This window comes from Gilvimarinus sp. 2_MG-2023, from assembly GCF_030547685.1.
Lineage (GTDB): Bacteria > Pseudomonadota > Gammaproteobacteria > Pseudomonadales > Cellvibrionaceae > Gilvimarinus.
Genome location: NZ_JAUOQM010000003.1, coordinates 62,701 through 83,590, shown reverse-complemented (window position 1 = coordinate 83,590; position 20,890 = coordinate 62,701). Strand labels below are relative to the sequence as shown.

22 protein-coding genes are annotated in these 20,890 nt (G+C 51.7%); 13 read left to right on the top strand and 9 right to left on the bottom strand.

The genetic code is table 11. The features are described from left to right. Positions 1-263: 263 nt before the first annotated feature. Positions 264-1,547, top strand: a complete 1,284-nt coding sequence (locus Q4526_RS00465) for an MATE family efflux transporter (protein ID WP_215974739.1) — start codon at positions 264-266, stop codon at positions 1,545-1,547. A 169-nt stretch (positions 1,548-1,716) separates the two neighbouring features. Continuing rightward, positions 1,717-2,445, top strand: coding sequence for a hypothetical protein (locus Q4526_RS00460; protein WP_215974738.1), 729 nt, complete (start codon positions 1,717-1,719; stop codon positions 2,443-2,445). Between the two features lie 11 nt (positions 2,446-2,456). Here the strand turns inward: Q4526_RS00460 and Q4526_RS00455 are convergent, their stop codons facing one another. Beyond that, on the bottom strand, positions 2,457-2,699 hold the full coding sequence (locus Q4526_RS00455; protein ID WP_215974737.1) for a YheV family putative zinc ribbon protein: 243 nt from the start codon (positions 2,697-2,699) through the stop codon (positions 2,457-2,459). Then, a complete protein-coding gene (gene prlC, locus Q4526_RS00450; protein ID WP_215974736.1) occupies positions 2,696-4,786 on the bottom strand; it encodes an oligopeptidase A in 2,091 nt (696 codons plus the stop codon). The genes Q4526_RS00455 and prlC overlap by 4 nt, the downstream gene beginning before the upstream one ends. A gap of 139 nt (positions 4,787-4,925) precedes the next feature. On the opposite strand from prlC, the gene Q4526_RS00445 reads away from it, so the two are divergent. The 4 genes from Q4526_RS00445 (at position 4,926) to Q4526_RS00430 (ending at position 7,145) form a co-directional block, all read left to right on the top strand. Further along, positions 4,926-5,480 (top strand): gamma carbonic anhydrase family protein, encoded by a 555-nt coding sequence (locus tag Q4526_RS00445; protein ID WP_215974735.1) that lies wholly within the window; start codon positions 4,926-4,928, stop codon positions 5,478-5,480. A gap of 65 nt (positions 5,481-5,545) precedes the next feature. Continuing rightward, positions 5,546-5,860: a YbjQ family protein gene (locus tag Q4526_RS00440; RefSeq protein ID WP_215974734.1), complete on the top strand. Its 315-nt coding sequence runs from the start codon at positions 5,546-5,548 to the stop codon at positions 5,858-5,860. 3 nt (positions 5,861-5,863) lie between these two features. Next, entirely contained in the window at positions 5,864-6,364 is a 501-nt protein-coding gene (locus Q4526_RS00435) for a YbjQ family protein (RefSeq protein ID WP_303604400.1), read from the top strand. Beyond that, positions 6,312-7,145 carry a M48 family metallopeptidase gene (locus tag Q4526_RS00430; protein WP_215974733.1) on the top strand — a complete coding sequence of 278 codons (834 nt, stop codon included), beginning with the start codon at positions 6,312-6,314 and terminating at the stop codon, positions 7,143-7,145. The genes Q4526_RS00435 and Q4526_RS00430 overlap by 53 nt, the downstream gene beginning before the upstream one ends. Here the strand turns inward: Q4526_RS00430 and Q4526_RS00425 are convergent. Next, positions 7,142-9,547: a bifunctional diguanylate cyclase/phosphodiesterase gene (locus Q4526_RS00425; RefSeq protein WP_215974732.1), complete on the bottom strand. Its 2,406-nt coding sequence runs from the start codon at positions 9,545-9,547 to the stop codon at positions 7,142-7,144. The genes Q4526_RS00430 and Q4526_RS00425 overlap by 4 nt on opposite strands. Before the next feature lie 396 nt (positions 9,548-9,943). Continuing rightward, positions 9,944-10,369, bottom strand: coding sequence for a secondary thiamine-phosphate synthase enzyme YjbQ (locus Q4526_RS00420; RefSeq protein ID WP_215974731.1), 426 nt, complete (start codon positions 10,367-10,369; stop codon positions 9,944-9,946). Between the two features lie 221 nt (positions 10,370-10,590). On the opposite strand from Q4526_RS00420, the gene raiA reads away from it, so the two are divergent. Together raiA and Q4526_RS00410 are read left to right on the top strand one after the other, a co-directional pair. Continuing rightward, positions 10,591-10,914: a ribosome-associated translation inhibitor RaiA gene (raiA, locus tag Q4526_RS00415; protein ID WP_215974730.1), complete on the top strand. Its 324-nt coding sequence runs from the start codon at positions 10,591-10,593 to the stop codon at positions 10,912-10,914. 61 nt (positions 10,915-10,975) lie between these two features. After that, complete coding sequence (locus tag Q4526_RS00410; protein WP_215974729.1) at positions 10,976-11,371, top strand: GFA family protein; 396 nt, start codon at positions 10,976-10,978, stop codon at positions 11,369-11,371. 17 nt (positions 11,372-11,388) lie between these two features. Here Q4526_RS00410 and aroE read toward each other — a convergent pair whose 3' ends face one another. The 3 genes from aroE to Q4526_RS00395 form a co-directional block, all read right to left on the bottom strand. After that, on the bottom strand, positions 11,389-12,231 hold the full coding sequence (gene aroE / locus Q4526_RS00405; RefSeq protein WP_215974728.1) for a shikimate dehydrogenase: 843 nt from the start codon (positions 12,229-12,231) through the stop codon (positions 11,389-11,391). Between the two features lie 75 nt (positions 12,232-12,306). After that, entirely contained in the window at positions 12,307-13,224 is a 918-nt protein-coding gene (gene hemF / locus Q4526_RS00400; RefSeq protein ID WP_215974727.1) for an oxygen-dependent coproporphyrinogen oxidase, read from the bottom strand. Between the two features lie 77 nt (positions 13,225-13,301). After that, positions 13,302-13,868 carry an L-threonylcarbamoyladenylate synthase gene (locus Q4526_RS00395; RefSeq protein ID WP_303609483.1) on the bottom strand — a complete coding sequence of 189 codons (567 nt, stop codon included), beginning with the start codon at positions 13,866-13,868 and terminating at the stop codon, positions 13,302-13,304. A gap of 201 nt (positions 13,869-14,069) precedes the next feature. Here Q4526_RS00395 and Q4526_RS00390 point away from each other — a divergent pair, with 201 nt between their 5' ends. Then, positions 14,070-14,222 carry a DUF3149 domain-containing protein gene (locus Q4526_RS00390; protein WP_215974726.1) on the top strand — a complete coding sequence of 51 codons (153 nt, stop codon included), beginning with the start codon at positions 14,070-14,072 and terminating at the stop codon, positions 14,220-14,222. Position 14,223: 1 nt separating this feature from the next. Here Q4526_RS00390 and dprA read toward each other — a convergent pair whose 3' ends face one another. Next, positions 14,224-15,324 carry a DNA-processing protein DprA gene (gene dprA, locus Q4526_RS00385; RefSeq protein WP_215974725.1) on the bottom strand — a complete coding sequence of 367 codons (1,101 nt, stop codon included), beginning with the start codon at positions 15,322-15,324 and terminating at the stop codon, positions 14,224-14,226. Between the two features lie 41 nt (positions 15,325-15,365). Then, positions 15,366-16,409 (bottom strand): LysM peptidoglycan-binding domain-containing protein, encoded by a 1,044-nt coding sequence (locus tag Q4526_RS00380; RefSeq protein WP_215974724.1) that lies wholly within the window; start codon positions 16,407-16,409, stop codon positions 15,366-15,368. Between the two features lie 169 nt (positions 16,410-16,578). Between Q4526_RS00380 and def the strand changes: the two genes are divergently transcribed. The 4 genes from def to trkA all read left to right on the top strand — a co-directional run bounded on the left by def (position 16,579) and on the right by trkA (position 20,841). Beyond that, positions 16,579-17,085, top strand: coding sequence for a peptide deformylase (gene def / locus Q4526_RS00375; protein ID WP_215974723.1), 507 nt, complete (start codon positions 16,579-16,581; stop codon positions 17,083-17,085). Between the two features lie 28 nt (positions 17,086-17,113). Next, positions 17,114-18,079, top strand: a complete 966-nt coding sequence (gene fmt, locus Q4526_RS00370) for a methionyl-tRNA formyltransferase (protein ID WP_215974722.1) — start codon at positions 17,114-17,116, stop codon at positions 18,077-18,079. Beyond that, complete coding sequence (rsmB, locus tag Q4526_RS00365; protein WP_215974721.1) at positions 18,076-19,377, top strand: 16S rRNA (cytosine(967)-C(5))-methyltransferase RsmB; 1,302 nt, start codon at positions 18,076-18,078, stop codon at positions 19,375-19,377. The genes fmt and rsmB overlap by 4 nt, the downstream gene beginning before the upstream one ends. Positions 19,378-19,455: 78 nt before the next feature. Continuing rightward, a complete protein-coding gene (trkA, locus tag Q4526_RS00360) occupies positions 19,456-20,841 on the top strand; it encodes a Trk system potassium transporter TrkA (protein WP_215974720.1) in 1,386 nt (461 codons plus the stop codon). The last annotated feature ends 49 nt before the right edge of the window (positions 20,842-20,890 follow it).

Genomic DNA, 20,890 nt, shown 5'->3' with positions numbered 1-20,890 from the left:
CTAGCTTATTGGGTACCAGCGAAGAAATTCGGAAGGGTACGACAAATAAACTGCGGCAAATCGTCGCAACTACAGATTTTATAAGGCCATAACGCGGCACAAAAGTCAATATCTTTATCGCATTTCACACGCACTATAGTCTGTGAGAAAATAGGTTTTTTCAGCCAAATTCTGGCCAACTTCCGCCAATGAGCGCAACTTTGTCTATATTTTCCCGCTGGCGCCAAACCAGTTCTGGCATCTGGCCCCTGGTGTGGCCAATCATGCTGACCAACCTATCCGTTCCCTTATTGGGTACTGTCGATACGGCCATATTGGGCCACCTTCCATCGGCCGCCTACTTGGGGGCCGTAGCGGTTGGAGGCAGTATCATCACCCTCGTATTTTGGTCGTTGGGTTTTTTACGAATGGGCACCACCAGCTTGGTGGCCCGTGCCGTGGGCGGGCAAAACTGGGACGAAACGTTAACTCTGTGGCTCCGCTCAGCGATACTGGCGCTCGCGCTGGCCTTTGCCTTAGTGTTGGCCAGTGGCTGGATAATAAAGTTCGCTCTGTTGTGGATGCAGCCGGCTCCAGAAACGTTAGAGCTGGCCAAGCGCTACTGTCAAATTCGCTTTTACAGCGCTCCGGCCACATTGCTTAATTACACTATTATTGGTTGGTGTATTGGCCAGCAAAATACTCGCAGCCCGCTAATCATTTTATTTTTCACCAATGCACTTAATATTGCTCTTGATTGTCTTTTTATTTTAGGGCTCGGTTGGGCCAGTGACGGCGCCGCTTATGCCAGCGTGCTTGCCGAGTACAGTGGGCTTACCTGCGGCCTTTATTTATTGCGCCGCCACTTATCAGCTTTAACCTTAACCAACTCGATTCGTGAGCACTGGCAACGATTGTGGGCCTGGCGAGAATACGTGCCGCTATTGACCATTAACCGACATTTGTTTATTCGCACAGCGTGCCTCTTAGGTGTATTTACGTTCTTCACAGCTCAAGGCGCCCGGGCCAGCACCACTATTGTTGCCGCGAATGCCATTTTATTGCAGCTATTAATGATAACTTCCCACGCGCTTGACGGTTTCGCTCACGCCGCCGAAGCCTTGTGCGGTAAAGCGGTTGGCGCCAATAACCAACACGAGTTAAAACGAATTATTAATGCCACTACGATTATGGCCGCGGCCAGCGCTTTTTTGATCAGCGTTCTGTTTTGGTTGGGCCAAGAGCCTTTGTTACAACTTTTTACACAATTGCCTGAGGTTTTGCTTGAGGCAAATCGACAATACCCGTGGATGATTGCATTGCCGTTATTGGCAGTTTGGAGTTATCAACTGGATGGTATTTTTATTGGCATGGGCATGACTCGTGCCATGCAAAACACCATGCTCGGCTGCATGCTTATGGTGTTTTTCCCCGCTTGGTGGTTAAGCACAAGCTGGGGTAATACTGGGCTCTGGTTAGCTTTTTGTCTTTTTAACGTCAGCCGCGGCTTATTTATGGCGGGGGTATTGTTCATCAATCCACCTGCGAAATTTTTATCAACGCGCTGATGTTTTAAACGTCGCTGGCACACATAACCCTTTAGGTTAAATCGCGCGGTTATACCTATTTGTATAATTCCGGCTAGTGCTAATAAGATTTTAATCTCTCTGCAAACTTGCATTAGTGCTTATTTATATTACTTTTTAAGCAACTCCGTTGTTTTCATAAGGAAACCGAATGCACGCCCCTGACAATTTCAATCACGCAAGCGAGACGCCCATGGCTGGCAGACACTCGGACACCGCCACCTTTCAGGGACAGATTGGACGCATTCGGGACATTGTAGAACATGCCATTGAGCAACCAAGAGGGACGACGTCTTTGGTGGAACGCTTGGCGGACCGCACCTCTTCTTTACATGCCTCTATCAGTTTGCCGGCCGACTCAGCACCTTTATTACTGGCCGATTTTGTGGTGCGCTATATCGAACATGTACCCGATTTTGTTGAAGCCATTTATGAAATGGCTGCCGACTCTGAACTACTGCCACAAGTGCAACCTTTACTGACTATTGCCACCGATTACTTCCTCAAACCACCCGACTTAATCACCGAGCACAGCCCACTCGAATCACTGCTGGACGAAGCCTATTTGGCTCATCGTTTACTGGAGGAAATTAACGATCGATTTATTTTGCGCTGCGGCCAACCGCTAGTGCCTATGGACACGACACGCGCCAATTTAATCGCACACGAATTGATTGGCGAGCCTTTTGCCAACGAGCTGGATCAGGCAGTCATTTTTTCCGCTGAGTTATTGTTAAGTGAGTACAGTTTTTCTGGCGCCGTCTTTGACAAGTTTTTTGCCCGCCACCAGCAAAGTGGTTGGTCGGTAGAAATATCTCGCTGGCCTTGCCTGGCGTCAGACAGGGCCATTTTTCTTAATTTCGATCGCGAGCGATTGTAAGAACAGTTTGATTATTGATCCGACAGCTTAACGATGTTGACCACCTCGGTGGGCACAGTGTGCTTCTGCGCATTAACACGAGTCTCTAATTCTTTGGCGGCTGAAGTAAAGTGCATTTCATCCTGAAAACCGCAGGTAACACATTCGCGATAATCCTTTCCGTCTTTCGAGTAGACTTTAATACGATCTAGAGCTTCGCATTTAGGGCAAATGGCCCCGGCTAAAAACCGGGGGGTTTCGCTATAACTGCTCATGATGCCTCCGCGATAAGTCCACTGTGTTTTAACAGCGGCTCAATTGAGGGTTCGCGCCCACGAAAGCGAATAAACAGTTGCATGGGCTCGGCCGAACCACCTTGCTCTAAGATTGACTGCATAAACCGATGGCCGGTTTGATTGTTAAAAATACCTTCTTCTTCAAACGCAGAAAAGGCATCGGCCGATAACACTTCCGCCCACTTATAGCTGTAGTAACCCGCCGCGTAGCCACCGGCAAAGATATGGCTAAAACCGTTTTCGAACCGGTTAAACGCCGGTTGCGGAACAACTGCCACCTCGCGCCGAACGTCATCCAACAGCACGGCTGCTGGCACTGGGTTAAGAGGGTTGTATTCGGCGTGCAGGCGAAAATCAAACAGCGAGAACTCAAGCTGCCGCATCATTTGCATGCCCGACTGAAAGTTCTTCGCCGCCAACATTTTATCAAGTAGCGCCTCCGGCAGTGGCTCGCCGGTTTCAAAGTGGCCGGACATTTTACCTATTACTTCTTTCTGCCAGCACCAATTTTCTAAAAACTGACTGGGCAGTTCGACGGCATCCCAAGCCACCCCATTAATACCGCTAACGGCCGCAACATCAATGGCGGTTAGCATGTGGTGAAGGCCGTGACCAAACTCGTGGAATAAGGTGGTGACTTCGTCGTGAGTCAACAGTGAAGGCGTATCGCCCACCGGCGGAGTAAAGTTACAAGTTAAAAAGGCAACCGGCAATTGCAGACCCGATTCGGTTTGACGGCGCACACGGCAATCCGCCATCCAAGCGCCGCCGCGCTTGTGTTCGCGAGCAAACAAATCGAGATAAAAGCTCGCCACCTGTTCACCGTTGCGGTAAATCTGGTAAAAACGAACATCCGGGTGCCAGCTAGCAAATGCCGCCACCGGAACAATGTCGATATCAAACAACCGGGCTACTACATCGAACATTCCGCTAATGACTTTTTCGGCTGGGAAATAAGGACGCAGCTCTTCCTGTGAAATATCGTATTTTTGCTTGCGCAGCTTTTCACTGTAATAGGCTAGGTCCCAGGCCTGTAAATCGTCACACCCCTGCTCGGTCGCAAATTGTTTAAGTTCGGCCACATCTTGCAGAGCTTGCGGGCGAGACTTTTCCGCCAGCTCGTGTAAAAAACCCAATACTTGTTCGGGACTATCGGCCATTTTAGTGGCCAGCGAGCGCTCGGCGTAGCTGGCAAAGCCGAGCAGCTGCGCCTGCTCGTGGCGCAGCTTAAGTGTTTCGGCAATCAACGCCGTATTGTCCCACTCTGCGGCGCTACTGCCATCGGCTTTTTTACCATCGGCACTGGCCCGGGTGACAAATGCCCGATACATTTTTTCCCTCAGGGTGCGGTCATTAGCGTACATCATGACCGCCAGATAAGAGGGAAAATCCAGAGTAACAACATACCCCGATAGTGGGTTGTCTTGATCATCCTGCTTTTGTTCGGCTGCCTGACGCGCTTGCGCGATGGCCGACTCGGGCAAGCCGGCGAGAGAATCTGCGCTGTCGAAATGCAAATACCAAGCCCCGGTGGCATCAAGCACATTGTTGGCAAAACGGGTGGACAGCTCAGACTTTTGTCGGGAGATATCGGCAAAGCGCTGCTTGTCTTCACCATCCAGTGCGACACCGCCCAAGACAAAGTCGCGCAGGGCATTATCAACCACTTTTTTCTGGGCGGTACTCAGCGCTGAATACTCATCACTCTCTGCCAGAGCTTTGTAGGCGTTGTACAAGTCGCGATTTTGCGACACCTCGGTGCTGTACTCGGTCAACAAAGCTATGCTGGTGTTGTAGGCTTCGCGTAACTCTGGCGAATTAACCACCGCATTTAAATGACTCACCGGCGAGAAAGCGCGCTCCAGCCTGTCATCTTCAGCCTCCAGCGGCGCGACCAGATTGTCCCAGGTGGGCTTATCGTTACAGGCCAATAACCGCTCCAAATGCGCTCGCCCCTCGGCGATAAGATGCTCGACAGCAGGCACAATATGCTCGGGTTTTATTTCGTCAAACAGGGGCAGTGGCTGATCGCTCAGTAGGGGGTTTTGCGCTAGGGAATCGGTCATTTTTCCTCCGGTTTAGGGCCCACAGCCGTTATACTCTGGGGCCGATATTAAATAGGGTATGTTCAGGCTTATTTTCAACCCAGAGCCTGGCTCACCCCTTATACTGGCTATGATACACCGCTTAGCAGAGGTACCCACTATGAATTCCACCACGACAGCGGATAACATTCGTTCGTTTCAAGGTCACCACCCCCAGTTGGGCGAGCGGGCCTTTGTCGACCCCAAAGCGCTGATAATCGGCGATGTCAGTATTGGCGCAGACTCCTCCGTCTGGCCTTTTGCTGTGGCACGCGGTGATATGCACTCTATACGTATAGGCGAACGCACCAGTATTCAAGACAACACGGTACTGCATATTACCCATGCCGGACCGTTTAACCCCGAGGGCTATCCGTTGACTATTGGCTCGGATGTGACGGTAGGCCACAGCGCCTGCCTGCACGGCTGTACCATCGGCGATCGGGTACTGGTGGGCATTGGCGCTACTATTTTGGACGGGGCCATCATTGAGAGCGAAGTGGTCATCGGGGCCGGCACCTTGGTGCCGCCGGGCAAACGATTAGAATCCGGCTTTGTGTATATGGGCAGTCCCGCCAAACAGGTGCGCCCCCTAAACCACAAAGAACGCGACTTTTTCTGTTATTCGGCCAACAATTACGTCCGTCTTAAAGATCAGTATTTAGCCGAAGTGTAATTAACCGCAATCAACAAGGTTCAATCACCTATACTGAATTCACACGACGTTAGAGCAAGGAATATATGTTAATCAGCAACTTGGAAGTAGTGCCCGGCCGCCGGGTTAAAGAGCATTTGGGACTGGTGCAAGGCAGTACGGTGCGCGCCAAGCATGTCGGGCGCGATATCGCCGCCAGTTTTAAAAATGTATTTGGCGGTGAGTTACAAGGCTATACCGAACTGCTCAACGATTCGCGCGAGGAAGCCATGGCACGCATGCAGGCGCAAGCACAAGCCATTGGCGCCAACGCTATTTTGAATGTGCGTTTTTCCACCAGCTCGGTGGCTCAGGGCGCCAGTGAATTATTTGTTTACGGCACCGCCGTTGAGCTAGCGTAAGCTGTGTCTGCCGCACTAATGCAGTTTATTGGGCCACTGGTACTCTTTTCTATTTTGATGCTCTGTGGGCTTATTTTTGGCTCTATTGCTGAAAAGCGTCACTACCAAAGTATTCGTCAGCGCGAGCGGGCACTGGTGGGCATCTTAACCTACCCCCAGCGCCTACCGCCGCCACAACTACCAGCGCCCACCACAGCGCTGGTAGTTGGCTCGGTGGTGATTTCCGCCGATTACTTCAAGCGCTTTATCGCCGTGCTGCGCATGCTGGTAGGCGGGCGTTTAGACACCTACGAAACCTTGCTCGATCGTGCCCGGCGCGAAGCAATTTTGCGTATGAAAGAGCAAGCAGAGCAACTGGGGGCGCAAAGCGTTTTTAATATGAAGTTACAAACCGCCGCCATTGCCGGGCGCAGCGCCCGGGCAGGCACCGCTTGCCTGGAGGTGGTGGCCTATGGCACCGCGCTCATTCCCCCTCATGGCCTATCACAACCGCCTACCACCTGAGCATATTAATGCTCAAAGTGGTCCATGGCTGGCGGACTTATTGCGCCGTTTAGCCATGGTGGTCGGCGTTTTTGCTGTTCTTTTCTGGCTATTACTACTGTTACTGACTGAACTTACCCGCTTAACCCCTTTTGCCTGGGAGCGCACCTTAACCGAGCAGTGGCAAATATCATCAGGCACAGACTCACCCGCTTACCTGCAAACATTAACCGAGCAAATCGCCCAAGCGGGCGGACTAGACCCAGACATCACTTTTACCCTACACCGAAACAACTCTGAGGCTATCAATGCCTATGCCACCCTAGGGGGACATATAGTGATATTTGATGGACTGCTCTGTAAAATGAACTCTGAACAAGCGCTTGCCTTTGTCCTCGCCCACGAGCTTGCCCATCTACACCTGCGCCACCCTATTCGCTCGGCCGCACAGCAATTGGGACTCTCGCTTTCGGTAGCTCTATTGTTTGGCCAGAGCAACGCTGGCCAATTAGCGGGGCTCAGCGGCTCATTGGCACTGCTCAGTTATTCACGCGAGTTTGAACGAGAGGCGGATGCCTGGGCGTATCAGGCTCTATTACGTCATTACGGACACATTAATGGCAGTGGCGATTTGTTTGAAATGATCAGCGAACAAGACGCACAAACGCTTAGCTGGTTGACCACTCACCCCCACAGTGACCACCGACAACAACGAAGACTCAAGCTTGCCGAGCAACACAATTGGCCAACCGCGGGCCAACTCACGCCTCTTAAAGTGGGGCTTCTCTGTAACAGGGATTAATAGCTGGGTGGTTTAGGCAGGTAGTTTTGCGAGAACACTTCCGGGGGTAAAGGCTTGTCGAATAAATAGCCTTGAATCAATATTTCATCGTACTGTGCCAGCCACTGTGCTTGCGCGTCTGTCTCAACGCCTTCGGCCACAATCAACAGGTTCATATTGCGAGCAATGGCAATAATAGAAGCCACCATGGCAGCATCTTGGGGGTCGATGGTGATATCGTCGATAAAGGATTTATCGATTTTGACTTTATTTACCGGCAACCGCTTGAGATAACTCAGAGAACTGTAACCAGTGCCGAAATCATCCAGAGCAAAAGTGATACCTTCGTTCTGCAGTTTGCGCATTTTATCCACTACCTCATCGAGATTGTGGAGAGCCGCGCCCTCGGTAATTTCAAACTCTAAACAACTGCCGGGTAATTTGTATTTGCGCAATACGGAAATACATTTGCCCACAAAGTCTGCATCGTACAATTGCCGCTCGCTGATATTAACCGCTATTCGCATATCAGGTGGGAAGCGCCCCTGCTCTTTATGACGACGAATAAACTGGCACACATCATCCAATAATTGCATACCGACTAGATTGATCATCTCTGAGTTTTCTAAAAACCCGATAAACTCCCCCGGTGATACCACACCGCGCATAGGGTGGAACCAGCGGATGAGCGCCTCGCCCCCTACCAGTGAGCGCGCGTGTAGATCTATCAGCGGTTGCAAGTAAAAAGAAAAATGGTGTTCTTGATAGGAGAGCCTGATATCGGATTCCAATTGCAGTAGCCGGTTTACTTCCGCTGCCATTTGCGGCTCGAATACCTGAACCGCCCCACTGGCACGACGCTTGGCCTCATTCAGAGCGGTATCGGCTTGCGACAATAAGGTTTCGACCGTGACATCCCCTAAAGGGTAAAGGGCTATGCCCACGGTTGCCTGTACCGCAAAGTCTTGGTTGGCTAGGGTTACCGGCTCATTGATGGTTTGTAAAAACCGCTCGGCAACTTGCTCCGCGCGACTGCGCGCTTCTTCTTGTGTGGTACCCACTTCTGGCATACTGAGGATAAATTCATCACCACCCAAACGGGCCAGTGTCTCAGGCTCACGCACCTTTTTTGCCATGCGCTCAGATAAATGCAGCAAGAGTTCATCGCCCAGCGAATGGCCCATAGTATCGTTGATACGCTTAAACTCATTTAAGTCAATAAGCACCAGTGCGCCGTAGCGGTTGCTGGCCTTGCAGCGATGAATATCCTCTTGCAGCTGCTCCAGTATTTTATTGCGATTGGCAAGCCCGGTCAGGGTGTCGCAATAGGCCAAATACTCAACTCGCTCCTCAGCTTCCACCAACTCGGTAATATTATTCAAAACAACGATTACACGGGTGATATGTTCGGAGACAAAGGGCACTAACGACATTTGCATAATGTGGCTTTCATTGTGAAGACCACTGAAATGCTGCTGGCGATTAAAGACGGGGGCCTGCTTTCTTCCCACGCGCTGCAACAACGCTCGAATTTGCTCGCTTTCTTCAATACCGCATTCGGTAATCAAATCAAAATAATTGCTCGCCTGATCGGCCCCGAAATAACGCTTAAATGCCTGATTATAAAACAACAAAGTTCCTTCTAAATCCACCGCAAATACTTGATTGGGGCTGGCATCTAAAATCAGGCTCAGTTGTTGTTGCTGTTGTTTGAGCTCGGCGTGTTTTTCATTAAAGTTATCCAGCAAACGGTTGGCTGAATTAACGATATAACCCAACTCATCGTGCTCATGTTTACGCAGATGAGGAATATTGCTAACCGGAACCCGAGCGTGATCCAGCGCGGCAAATCGGGTAGCGAGGGTAACCAGTGGGCGGGTCAATAAAAAGTGATACACCATCACTAAAACCAAGGCGATACCGAAATTGCGCACCGAACCTGTCAGTAGAACCCGCCAAGCTCGATGATAAAAAGGGTTGAGCGCTCGATCTTTATTCAGCTCCAGCTTTAGCGTTCCCATTACCATGCCATCCTCGGCAATCAGTGGGTATTCAAAACTTTCTTTCCCCCCTACCAAAAGACGGGTTAGCCAGAGCGACTGGCTGGGCTGGATAGCCTGGTGGTGCTGAGCCATAAGGTGGTTCTGGTCATCAAAGATGGCTATTTGGCTTAAAAACCGGTATTCAGCCAAGCCCTGGACTACCTGCTCGGCTAAATTTTCATCCAATAAAAACACAGCGCGTTGAGCCGAGTTACGACTGACTCGACTAATTTCTTCTACGTTATTGAGTATTTCTCGATATTGGGTGCGAAAATCTAAATAGACTTGCAGGCTTGCCACTAGCACCCCCAGTACGACAACAACCACAAAACTGGTACGCGCCAGTTTGTAGGAAAGTCGTTGAAAGAGGTCTAGGGTCATTTTATACCTGTGAACCGAGCTGTTATTGTTGCTCACATATTAAACGGTTATGTCAGTCACACACGGTAAAACCCATGTATTAACATACTAATACTGCCAATCAACAATGACAGAAGTTTCTCTTATACTCAAGAGCTATAACGGCCCTGCAACCAATAGGGCTTAACCTGTCGGCAGGGCTTCTAAATTGTTTTACGCAAGTTGAGTGCAACTATTTCTAGTATAGTCGGCCCTTACATCTTTGTTCGATAAACCTGTTGCTGTCGATCGATGTCGACAATCCTCGGCGCCAGAGCCCTTTTACCCGATAATCACCCGGCTCATTTACGCAATTTCACGCTAGGGTTTCGCCATCATTAAGCTTGCAAGGGATCTTGCAGACCGCTCAGGCGCTGCTCACATTGCTTCGCCATTGAGTGTTACTACCAATTGTCGACCACCAGCCCGATTGCGATGTTCACACAAGTACACCCCTTGCCAGACACCCAGATTAAATCGCCCTTTAGATATTGGTAGCATAAGGCTGGAGCCTAAAATACAATTTTTAATATGGGCAGGCATATCATCGTCACCCTCGTAATCGTGTTGGTAGTAGGGCGCGCGTTCGGGTACATATTGATTAAAATGACGTTCTAAATCGCCACGAACCGTTGGGTCAGCATTTTCATTAAGCGTTAAGCTGGCGGAGGTATGCTTAATGAAAATCTGTGCCCACCCCACCGCAATTGCACTCATATCGGGCAATTGGCGCTCTATTTCATCGGTAATCAAATGAAAGCCACGCGCCTTAGGCGGCATTGATATCTCGGTCTGAATCCACATAAGAGTTCCTTTAAAAAGCCCTGCTAAGTCACTAACGAGCCTACACAGGTTACAAAACATACAGGTTGATTAACAAATGTCGACTTGTGACTCATTGATTAAATTTAATTGATTTCCCCACTTGAATTTTTGTCTATTCAGGCTCATGTTTAAAGCGTGGCTCGGTGATTTAATCTCGGGCAACAATTGTCACTTCACAGAGGTAGAGGAAGGAAAACCCTATGCAAATCAATCTTTCCGGGCATCACGTCACTGTTACCGACGCAATCAAAGAAAACGTAGAAGCAAAATTAGGCAAGGTTGCCAGCCACTTTCCCCAGCTCGACGCGGCCAATGTCACGCTCACGGTTGAGCGCGCCTCGCAAAGCATCGAAGTTACCACCCAGTATCTCGGCGCACCGGTGGCAGTACAAGCCTCCCACCAAGATATGTACAGCGCCATCGCGCAAGCCGCTAAAAAACTGGAAGCCGCCCTCGCACATCGCAAAGGCGCCGTTAAAGGCCATCGCCACGAAAAACCCTCCGTAGACACTGCCGAAACCTAGGTTTTCCGCTTAATCACTTAATGCCACGGCCGATACGGCCGTGCTTGTAAGGGAGTTGTGTATGCAAGGCCAGTGTTTGTGCGGTGCTATCCAGGTATCGACCGAAACCCAAACCGATGCTGGCTTGTGCCACTGCCGTATGTGCCGTCGCTGGACCAGCGGTCCACTGCACGCGGTACACTGTAGCGGGCCCGTCACCTTCAGCGGAGATACTCCGCGCCGTTACCGATCATCCGAGTGGGCAGAACGTGGATTTTGCGCCACCTGTGGCACACATTTATTTTACTATTTGCGGCCAAACGACGAATATATTTTATCAGCCGGCCTGTTTCCCGAGACGTCATTTACCTTGCGCCAAGAAGTATTTATTGAGGAAAAGCCCGACTATTACGCCGCTCAAGAGCACACGGAGAAAATGACTGGTGCCGAGGTTTATGCCAAGTACGGCCACTACTAATTCTCCGCCACTTAAGGTTAACCCGCCTTCTTTTTACTCTCGTTCATTTTGCGGCGCAGATCAGTAATAACGGGCACCACTTCCGGGCGGATATGTCGCCAAGCATAAAAAGACTCGGCTGCCTGGCCAACCAACATACCCAAGCCATCCGCTAATTGAGCCGCTTTTTGGTGCTGTGCCCAAGTCAAAAAAACGGTCGGCTCTGCGGCGTAGGTCATGTCATAACAGGCTGTATGATCTGTTATTAAACCGTCCGGCAGGGGCGGTAAATCGCCGCGCAGGCTGGCAGAGGTACCGTTAATAATTAAATCAAATTGCTTACCGGCCAGATCCGAAAAACTGCTCGTTTTTAGGTTGCCCAAATCGTGAAAACCTTGGGCTAAATCTTCAGCCTTGGCTAAGGTGCGGTTGGCGATAGTAATCGATTCGGGCTCTTGATTGAGCAGCGGCTGCAAAACACCTCGCACTGCCCCGCCTGCACCTAACATCAAAATTCTCTTACCGGCAATTTCCCAGCCTAGGTTTAACATGTCATTGACCATGCCAATACCGTCAGAGTTATCACCCAGTAATTTACCGTCTGGCTCTTTGATCAGTAAATTAACCGCTCCGGCTCGTTCCGCCCGCGCGGTTAAGTGATCGGCATAAGAGAAAGCATCCAGTTTAAAAGGCGAGGTTATATTCAAACCACGCCCACCAGCGGCAAAAAAATCATCCGCCGCTTGTTTAAATTGGCCCTCATCCACTAATTGCTTGGTGTAGCTCATATCCTCACCGGTTTGATCGCAAAACTGGCGATGTATTACCGGGGATTTACTCTGGGCAATAGGATTGCCAAATACTGCGTAACTGTCCGTCATGGGGTACCTACTGTGTCAACGTGCGGCAAAGTTAACAGATGTTTCTTACCGAACGCTTACTGTCTTTATTATCGTTTAGGAGTCGGCCAACCAGTCTCGGGCCGGCAAAAAGTCTCGCGCGAGTGCCGCTTCGGGGCTGTCTTTTTCGGGGGCATAATCATATTGCCAGCGCACCAGCGGTGGCAACGACATTAAAATAGACTCGGTGCGCCCCCCTGTTTGCAAGCCAAATAAAGTGCCACGATCGTAGACTAAATTAAATTCAACATAGCGACCGCGCCGATAGAGTTGAAACTGGCGCTGGCGATCATCAAATGGGGTGTCTTTTCGACTGCGCAAAATAGGCATATAGGCCTCGGTATAGGCGTCGCCCACCGAGCGCATAAACTCAAAGCTTTTGCTAAACCCCGGAGCGTTTAAATCGTCAAAAAATAATCCGCCCACTCCTCGAGCCTCTTTGCGATGGGGCAGATAGAAGTATTCGTCACACCAGTCTTTATAGCGTGGGTAGGCCTCGTCACCCAACGGCTCGCACGCTTTTTGGGCCACTTTGTGCCAGTGCACACAGTCCTCGATATAGCCGTAATAAGGGGTTAAGTCAAAGCCGCCGCCAAACCACCAAACCGGTGCCTCGTTTTCTTTTTCGGCGATAAAAAAACGTACGTTGGCGTGCGAGGTAGGCGCGTAGGGGTTATTCGGGTGTATCACTAAAGACACCCCCATCGCTTCGAATGAGCGCCCGGCCAATTCGGGACGGTGCGCCGTAGCCGAAGCCGGCATCTGCCCGCCGGTAACATGGGAGAAATTAACGCCGCCTTTTTCGATCACCGCGCCATCAGCCAGCACCCGTGAGCGCCCACCGCCACCTTCAGGGCGGCGCCATTCATCTTGCTGAAATTGACCGCCATCTACCTCTTCCAGGGCCTGGCAAATACGGTTTTGCAGTTCCAGTAAATACGTTTTTACGGAAGCTTTATCGGGGGTATCTGTCATAGTGTCCTCTCAAGGGGCGCCATTGTACCAGCACCGGACTTAGGGTACACCCGAGCAATTAACCAGCTTATGGATTCTTACCCGCGAACAATTGAGCCGCTCGCTAAGTCGCGAATCATTGATGGGTTGGGGTTGCCACCGGTCTGCCCAGGAGCAATGGCATCTAGCTGGGCGCCAAAATAACGCCTAACGTGTATGGATGTTTTAGCTGCGGGCCGCTTTTGCGGATTGGCCGAGGTACTGATAATAGGTCCGCCAAAGGCCATGCATAGTGCTTTAGCCACTGGATGGTTAGTTACCCGCAAAGCAACACTTGTATGATCTCCCACCACCCAGTGAGAAGCCAACCCTCGGTTAGGTACCAACCACGTGTTCGGCCCAGGCCATGTGGCCCGTAATTGCTCCCGCTGTTCAGCGCTTACGGACGCAAGCCAAGGTGCCACTTGATCACTTTCGGCCGCAATTAATATCAGCCCTTTATGACGCGGACGCCGCTTGAGCTGAAGCAGGCGCCTAATGGCATGATGGTTGGCCGGATCGCACCCCAACCCCCACACGGACTCCGTTGGGTAGGCAATAACACCGCCCGCCCTCATCACTTGGGCCGCATGCACAATACGTTGATGATTGAGCCAAATAGTCACAACATTACTTTCCGGGGATCACTTTAGACAAAGAAGTGTCAATAAAAACGCGATCCTAAAAACTGACTCGCGCCAACAAGCGGCAAATTTACCTTAGATTAATTCACCAAACAACGAATCTAACCTAGTTTGACCTACATCAATAACCTTACATTTTACAGGGAATAAGCTAAACGTATTGATTATGGCTGGAGAAACCTTATGTTCGATTTCGTTTTAGTGCTCAGCGTGGCCACCATCGTCGCCATTGTACTGATTATGGTCTATTTAGGCGTCTACGCTTACCGGCATATAGAGGCTGATAGTCAGACACATCCAGAGCATGACACTAGCCGCCAAAAATCGACTCACTAGCTCAACAGATGCGGCAGTAGTGACAGCCGCGCTGCTCAATTAGGCCGTCTAGTTCTAGCTCTAGCAATGCCGGGGTGATTTCCGAGGTGTTGGCACCGCTGCGCTCGCACAAACTGTCAACACTGACCGGATCGTATCCCATAAACGGTAACAACCAGTGCTGTTCGGGTGCTTTCTCTTGGGGTTGGGAACATTGCTGTTTTTTATACGCAATTGCTGCCCCCAACTCATCGATAATATCATCGGCGGTTTCTACTAACTTGGCACCGTCTTTTATCAAGGCATGACAGCCGCGACTCATGGGGTTGTGTATCGACCCCGGTACGGCAAAAACTTCGCGCTCCTGCTCTAGGGCGTATCGTGCAGTAATTAAAGAACCACTTTTTACCGCCGCTTCGACCACCATAGTGCCCAAGCTTAAGCCACTAATGACCCGATTGCGACGGGGAAAGTTTTTGGCCTCGGGTGCCGTTCCAGGTAAAAATTCACTGATTAAAGTGCCGCCTGCGGCTTCAATTTCATCCGCTAAGGCTCTGTTGCGCGCGGGGTATATTGTATCCAATCCAGTACCAAGCACCGCCAGAGTAACGCCCTTGGCCTCTAAAGCACCGCGGTGGGCACAGGCATCCACCCCCAAGGCCAACCCGCTGGTAATAGCAAAACCCGCACCTGCTAGGTACCGGGCAAAACTGCGAGCCACATCGCGACCGCCAGCCGTAGGGCGACGGGTACCCACCATCGCTATCTGCGGCAGCTCTAGCGTCGTGATACTACCGCGTATCGTTAAAAATGGCGGTGGCGCACTGATGTTGTAGAGAAGCTCTGGGTAATGCTCATGCCCCAGAAACGTTAATATTGTCGATTCCTGCCTGTGCAAAGCGTCACTGTCGCGCTTTACTTGTTCACGAATGGGGTGATCAGGGTTGCGGTGCCAGTGTCCGAGCTCTGTCAGTGCGACCTCTGGCATATAACCGGCGAGAACTTGGGGATCGCGCTCTAACACATCAGCGCAGCTGCCAAACGCACTGTGCAATTGCTTAATACGAGCGGGCCCCAACTGCGGCAAATAGGAAAGGGTTAAGATTGATTCGATGCCATCCATGGCTGGATTCCTGCTATCTCAGCACCAAGCGGCGCTTATCGTTAGGGGTTGCGGAGAATATCCCCCACCGCCATCGGGCGGGTTGACTCAACCACAATCACGAAGCTTAATTTTTCAAAGGTGCGGAACACCATCACCAAGCCGGCGGACTCATCCATCAGCTGAATAGTTTCGCCCGTAACATGGTCGGCAATTTGTTCGCCGCGCACAAAGCCTTCAAAGACATTACCTACCTGCACTCCGTCGCGACGACCTTTGTTAACAATGGCTACATCCAAGGTGCCAATCTGGCTGACCCCGCCTTCCACTGCAATCATTTCGGCTTCAATAGGGAAATCGGGTGCACTGGGGTAGAAAATAGAGTCCACCGAGCGCTCTTTACTGGGCAACAATATATCACCGGCGCGCAGCTCTTTATCTGAACGGGTTACCCGCAACCGAGCTATGTCGCCCTGTACTTTATCAATCGCAACCGCACCGACACCCACGGCATGAACCCCTAACAGGTCCTCGTCTTCACCGCTTTCGTCAATAAAGGACTCGCCCTCGCGAAATACACTGAAGTTGTGAATATCACTGGGGAAATCACCGCGTGCGTAACCGGTATCGCCAATGCCCATAACCAAGCGTTTTTCTGAACCACCCACTATGTATGGTGCAGCCTCCACATCTTCTGGCATCACGATGGTTGAGCGCGATAGATAGGAAGCGATCTTATCCAGCGAGATTGCCGGTATCGCTGCCTCTATGGGCAGTACACGAATGGTTGGCTCGAGCTTGGCATCACCCGAGGGGGCCAAACGAACCGTGCGATCTACCGTCAGGCGTGGCTGGCCATCAATGTACACCATGCGCACCACATCGCCCGGGAAGATCAAATGCGGATTGTCGATTTCGGGATTGGCGTGCCAGATTTCAGGCCACATCCAGGGGGCATCGAGGAAGGTATCTGAGATGCCCCACAGGGTATCTCCCTCAACCACGACGTACTCACTGGGGGAGTTGGACTTGAACGGCGAGGATTCGGCCCAAGAGAATACACTGGCCGCTGAGAGCGCCAGAATTGCAAAAATCATTTTTTTCATAGAAACCGATCCTGTTTTTGTTCGGTCCTGAGCGGTTTAAACGTTATAATAGCGCAAAGTAGCGTGCTACGCGACCACTGAGCTTACGCTTAGACTCAGGTTATTTCCTGTACGATCATCATGTTAGCAGCGCTTGTTACCTTTTTACTAGAAGTTTGTCACAAAGCTTATGGCCCTACTTGAAATTCTTGAGTTCCCCGACCCTCGCTTGCGCACTATTGCCAAGCCTGTGGAAAACGTCGACGATAGCGTTCGCACGCTGCTCGACAACATGTTTGAGACCATGTACGCCGCATCCGGTATCGGTTTGGCAGCCACGCAGGTCAATGTTCACCGACGTATTGTCGTTATGGACATTTCGGAAGATCAGACCGAACCCTTGGTGTTTATCAACCCCGAGGTGAGCGTGCTGGGCGAGGACGAAGCGCCCTACGACGAAGGCTGCCTATCGGTTCCCGGCTTTTATGAGAGTGTAGACCGTCCTACGCAAATACGCGTCGATGCCCTCGATCGCGATGGCAACCCTTACAGCATCGAGCCAGATGGCCTGCTGGCGGTGTGTATTCAACACGAGCTGGATCACCTCAACGGCAAATTGTTTGTCGATTATATCTCTCAGATAAAGCGCCAGCGAATTCGCAAAAAACTGGAAAAAATACATCGCGCCCAGGCCTAGGCCGCGCGATGACCAACCGGATCTGTTTATGACCACACCCCTGCGAATCATTTTCGCGGGCACGCCCGAGTTTGCGGCGGCCCATCTGCACGTTCTGCTCGATAGCCCCCACCAGATTGTCGCCTGCTATACCCAGCCGGACCGGCCCGCCGGACGCGGCAAAAAGCTTAAACCCAGCCCGGTTAAACAAGCCGCAGAAGCCGCCGGTATTGAGGTGTTGCAACCCCAAAGCTTAAAAGATGCCGACGCTCAGGCCGAACTGGCCGCCCTCAACGCCGACTTAATGGTGGTAGTTGCCTACGGATTGCTCCTACCCAAAGCCGTATTGGACACACCGCGGCTAGGCTGTATCAATGTTCACGCCTCGCTGCTGCCTCGCTGGCGCGGCGCGGCACCTATACAACGCGCCATTGAGGCGGGCGACAGCCAAAGTGGCGTGACCATTATGCAAATGGATGTGGGGCTGGACACAGGCGATATGCTAGTAGAGCAACGCTGCCCAATCACGGATCAAGACACCGGCGGCAGTTTGCACGACACTTTAATGTCTCTCGGCGGGCCGGCGCTGTTAAGCGCGATAGAACAATTGGCCGACGACAAAGCGCAGCCGCAGCCACAAGACGACTCAGAGGCCAACTACGCCGCCAAAATCACCAAAGCCGAAGCCGAGTTGAATTGGTCTGCAGACGCGGCCGAGCTGCACCGCAAGATTCGGGCGTTTAACCCTTTCCCCGTCGCCTTTACCCGCCCAGCGAAATCGCCCGACGACCGGATTCGTATTTGGCAAGCCCGCCTGGGCCCCGCCACAGAGGGCGCGCCGGGTGAAATCGTGCAGATTGGCGAAGATCAAATCACCGTCGCCTGTGGCCGTGGCAGCCTGTGCATTGAATCTTTGCAGCTACCCGGCAAACGCGCTATGGCGGTCAGCGATGTTTTGCGAGGCAACGCCGGATTATTCGCTTTGGGTGAGCGGCTACTGGAGCCCAATACATGAAGCCGCGAATTGGCGCCGCTCGCGTACTGGCCGATTTACTGCGCCACAAGGGCTCTTTGGCCAGCAGCCTACCCGCCGTACAAGAGCAAGTAGACGAGGGTAATCACGCAATGTTGCGCGAGCTGTGTTATGGCACCATGCGCTACTACCCCCGGCTGCAACTGATCGCGCGCAAATTGCTGGATAAACCCCTGCGCGCCAAAGACAGCGATATTCAAGCGCTGCTGTTGCTCGGCCTGTATCAATTAGATTTTATGCGCATTCCCGATCATGCGGCCATTGGCGAAACTGCTGGCGCCGCCAAAGCGCTGAAAAAACCTTGGGCCACGGGGGTTATTAACGGCGCCCTGCGACGCTACCAACGCGAAGGCGAATCAATTGTCGCCAAATTAGGCGGCAACCCGGAATTTCAAAAAGCTCACCCGCAGTGGTTAATCGATGCATACCGCAAAGCTTGGCCAGAGCACTATACCCAAATGCTGGAGGCTAATAATGCTCATCCACCGTTGAGCTTGCGCATTGATACCCAGCAAGTAACGCGCGAGGATTATCTGGAGCGCTTAACCCAGCAGAACATTGAAGCTAAAGCGTGCCGCTATAGCTCCTGCGGTATTACGCTGGACAAACCGGCTGACCCTACCGGACTACCCGGTTTCGATACAGGCCTTGTCAGCGTACAAGACGAGGCGGCACAACTAGCCGCCCCGCTATTAGAGTTGGCCCCGGGGCAGCGGGTACTCGATGCCTGTAGTGCGCCAGGTGGCAAAACCGGCCACATACTGCAGCTGCAGCCACAACTGGAGGAAGTTGTGGCACTCGATTGCGATCAGCGACGCCTAAAGCGCGTGCAAGAAAATCTCGACCGGCTGGGTGTTCACGCCCAGGTGCAACAAGGTGATGCCAGTCAAACCGCCGACTGGTGGAGCGGCAAGCTCTTCGACCGTATATTGCTCGATGCCCCCTGTTCGGCCACTGGCATCATCCGCCGCCAGAGCGATATCAAATTACTGCGCCGCCCGGATGACATTGCCACTCTCACTCACCTGCAGAACCGATTGCTCGACGCTCTGTGGGCAACCCTAAAGCCAGGTGGCATACTGCTGTATGCCACCTGCTCGGCACTGCCTGATGAAAACAGCCAAGTTGTAGCGGCGTTTGTAAACCGAACCCCTGATTGTGCATCTGTCGGTATTGAGGCCGACTGGGGACTTGCGCAACCCCATGGCCGCCAATTGCTACAAGCGAGCCATCATCACGATGGCTTTTATTACGCAAAGCTAACAAAAATAGCCAAGTGACGGCCAAAAGCGGTAAAGTTGCTACCATTAAGAATGTATCAGTCATAGCGCAATGTTAAGGGATAACCTGGCAGGTTTATGAAAATTATTATTCTGGGTGCAGGACAGGTGGGCGCCAGCTTAGCGGAAAACCTCGCTGACGAATCCAACGACATTACTATTATTGACACCAATCAAGCACGCTTGCGTGAATTGCGCGATCGCCTCGATATTGGCGTCGTCAACGGCGAAGGCTCACACCCGGATATTTTGATCCAAGCCGGGGTGGAAGACGCGGATATGTTAGTGGCCGTCACCAATAACGACGAAATCAATATGATCGCCTGCCAAGTGGCCCACAGTCTGTTTCGCACGCCCACAAAAATCGCTCGCGTACGCGCCACCGCTTATTTGACCAATAATAAGTTATTTGCCAACGACTCCATCCCCATTGATGTACTGATTAGCCCCGAACAACTGGTTTCTGATTATATTCACCGCTTAATTGAAACTCCGGGAGCTTTGCAGGTACTCGACTTTGCCGAAGGCAAGGTGCAACTGGTTGCGGTAAAGGCGTATCACGGCGGGCCACTGGTTGGGCAAGAACTGCGTTTTTTACGCGAGCATATGCCTTCGGTCGACACCCGGGTGGCGGCAATTTATCGACGCGGCCGGGCTATTATGCCCACCGGTTCCTCAGTCATTGAAGCGGATGACGAAGTCTTTTTTATTGCCGGCAAAAACGATATCCGTGCGGTAATCAGTGAATTGCGCCGTATGGAAACCTCCTACAAACGCATTATCATTGCCGGCGGTGGCAATATTGGTATGCGCTTAGCGCGCAAGCTGGAAAACCGCTACAGCGTTCGTGTGGTAGAGCAAAATAAAGAGCGAGCCGCGCATTTGTCGGAACACTTGGAGCGGGCCATTGTGCTGCAGGGCAGCGCATCCGACCAAGATTTGCTGGCCGATGAAAACATTGAAGACACTGATGTGTTTCTGGCTCTGACCAACGATGACGAAGCCAACATCATGTCCTCCATGTTGGCCAAACGCTTAGGGGCTCGCAAGGTCATGGCCCTAATTAACAACCCAGCCTATGTCGATTTAGTACAAGGCGGCGATATTGATATCGCCATCTCCCCCCAAACCACCACCATCGGCAGCTTATTAACCCATGTACGTCGGGGCGATATGGTCAGCGTTCACTCGCTGCGCCGGGGCGCGGCCGAAGCCATTGAGCTTATTGCCCACGGCGACAAAAGCTCCTCTAAAGTGGTGGGTCGGGCGCTCGAAGATATCGACCTCCCCCAAGGGGCCAATATCGGTGCGATAGTGCGTGAAAAAGGTTCGGGCAGTGAAGTGATTATTGCCCACGACAATGTTGTGGTGGAGAGCGGTGATCATGTGATTGTGTTTTTGCTCAACAAAAAACATACCCGCGACATCGAAAAGTTATTTCAAGTGGGCTTTACCTTCTTTTAAATATGGCCGTCAATATGCTCACTGTTAATCGACCCTACATCCCGGAGCC

Excerpts from the sequence above, each read along its gene's own strand:
- Q4526_RS00465 (WP_215974739.1), top strand. The coding sequence starts at position 264 with ATGCTGACCAACCTATCCGTTCCCTTATTGGGTACTGTCGATACGGCC.
- Q4526_RS00460 (WP_215974738.1), top strand. The coding sequence starts at position 1,717 with ATGCACGCCCCTGACAATTTCAATCACGCAAGCGAGACGCCCATGGCT.
- Q4526_RS00455 (WP_215974737.1), bottom strand. The coding sequence starts at position 2,699 with ATGAGCAGTTATAGCGAAACCCCCCGGTTTTTAGCCGGGGCCATTTGC.
- prlC (WP_215974736.1), bottom strand. The coding sequence starts at position 4,786 with ATGACCGATTCCCTAGCGCAAAACCCCCTACTGAGCGATCAGCCACTG.
- Q4526_RS00445 (WP_215974735.1), top strand. The coding sequence starts at position 4,926 with ATGAATTCCACCACGACAGCGGATAACATTCGTTCGTTTCAAGGTCAC.
- Q4526_RS00440 (WP_215974734.1), top strand. The coding sequence starts at position 5,546 with ATGTTAATCAGCAACTTGGAAGTAGTGCCCGGCCGCCGGGTTAAAGAG.
- Q4526_RS00430 (WP_215974733.1), top strand. The coding sequence starts at position 6,312 with ATGGCACCGCGCTCATTCCCCCTCATGGCCTATCACAACCGCCTACCA.
- Q4526_RS00425 (WP_215974732.1), bottom strand. The coding sequence starts at position 9,547 with ATGACCCTAGACCTCTTTCAACGACTTTCCTACAAACTGGCGCGTACC.
- Q4526_RS00420 (WP_215974731.1), bottom strand. The coding sequence starts at position 10,369 with ATGTGGATTCAGACCGAGATATCAATGCCGCCTAAGGCGCGTGGCTTT.
- raiA (WP_215974730.1), top strand. The coding sequence starts at position 10,591 with ATGCAAATCAATCTTTCCGGGCATCACGTCACTGTTACCGACGCAATC.
- Q4526_RS00410 (WP_215974729.1), top strand. The coding sequence starts at position 10,976 with ATGCAAGGCCAGTGTTTGTGCGGTGCTATCCAGGTATCGACCGAAACC.
- aroE (WP_215974728.1), bottom strand. The coding sequence starts at position 12,231 with ATGACGGACAGTTACGCAGTATTTGGCAATCCTATTGCCCAGAGTAAA.
- hemF (WP_215974727.1), bottom strand. The coding sequence starts at position 13,224 with ATGACAGATACCCCCGATAAAGCTTCCGTAAAAACGTATTTACTGGAA.
- Q4526_RS00390 (WP_215974726.1), top strand. The coding sequence starts at position 14,070 with ATGTTCGATTTCGTTTTAGTGCTCAGCGTGGCCACCATCGTCGCCATT.
- dprA (WP_215974725.1), bottom strand. The coding sequence starts at position 15,324 with ATGGATGGCATCGAATCAATCTTAACCCTTTCCTATTTGCCGCAGTTG.
- Q4526_RS00380 (WP_215974724.1), bottom strand. The coding sequence starts at position 16,409 with ATGAAAAAAATGATTTTTGCAATTCTGGCGCTCTCAGCGGCCAGTGTA.
- def (WP_215974723.1), top strand. The coding sequence starts at position 16,579 with ATGGCCCTACTTGAAATTCTTGAGTTCCCCGACCCTCGCTTGCGCACT.
- fmt (WP_215974722.1), top strand. The coding sequence starts at position 17,114 with ATGACCACACCCCTGCGAATCATTTTCGCGGGCACGCCCGAGTTTGCG.
- rsmB (WP_215974721.1), top strand. The coding sequence starts at position 18,076 with ATGAAGCCGCGAATTGGCGCCGCTCGCGTACTGGCCGATTTACTGCGC.
- trkA (WP_215974720.1), top strand. The coding sequence starts at position 19,456 with ATGAAAATTATTATTCTGGGTGCAGGACAGGTGGGCGCCAGCTTAGCG.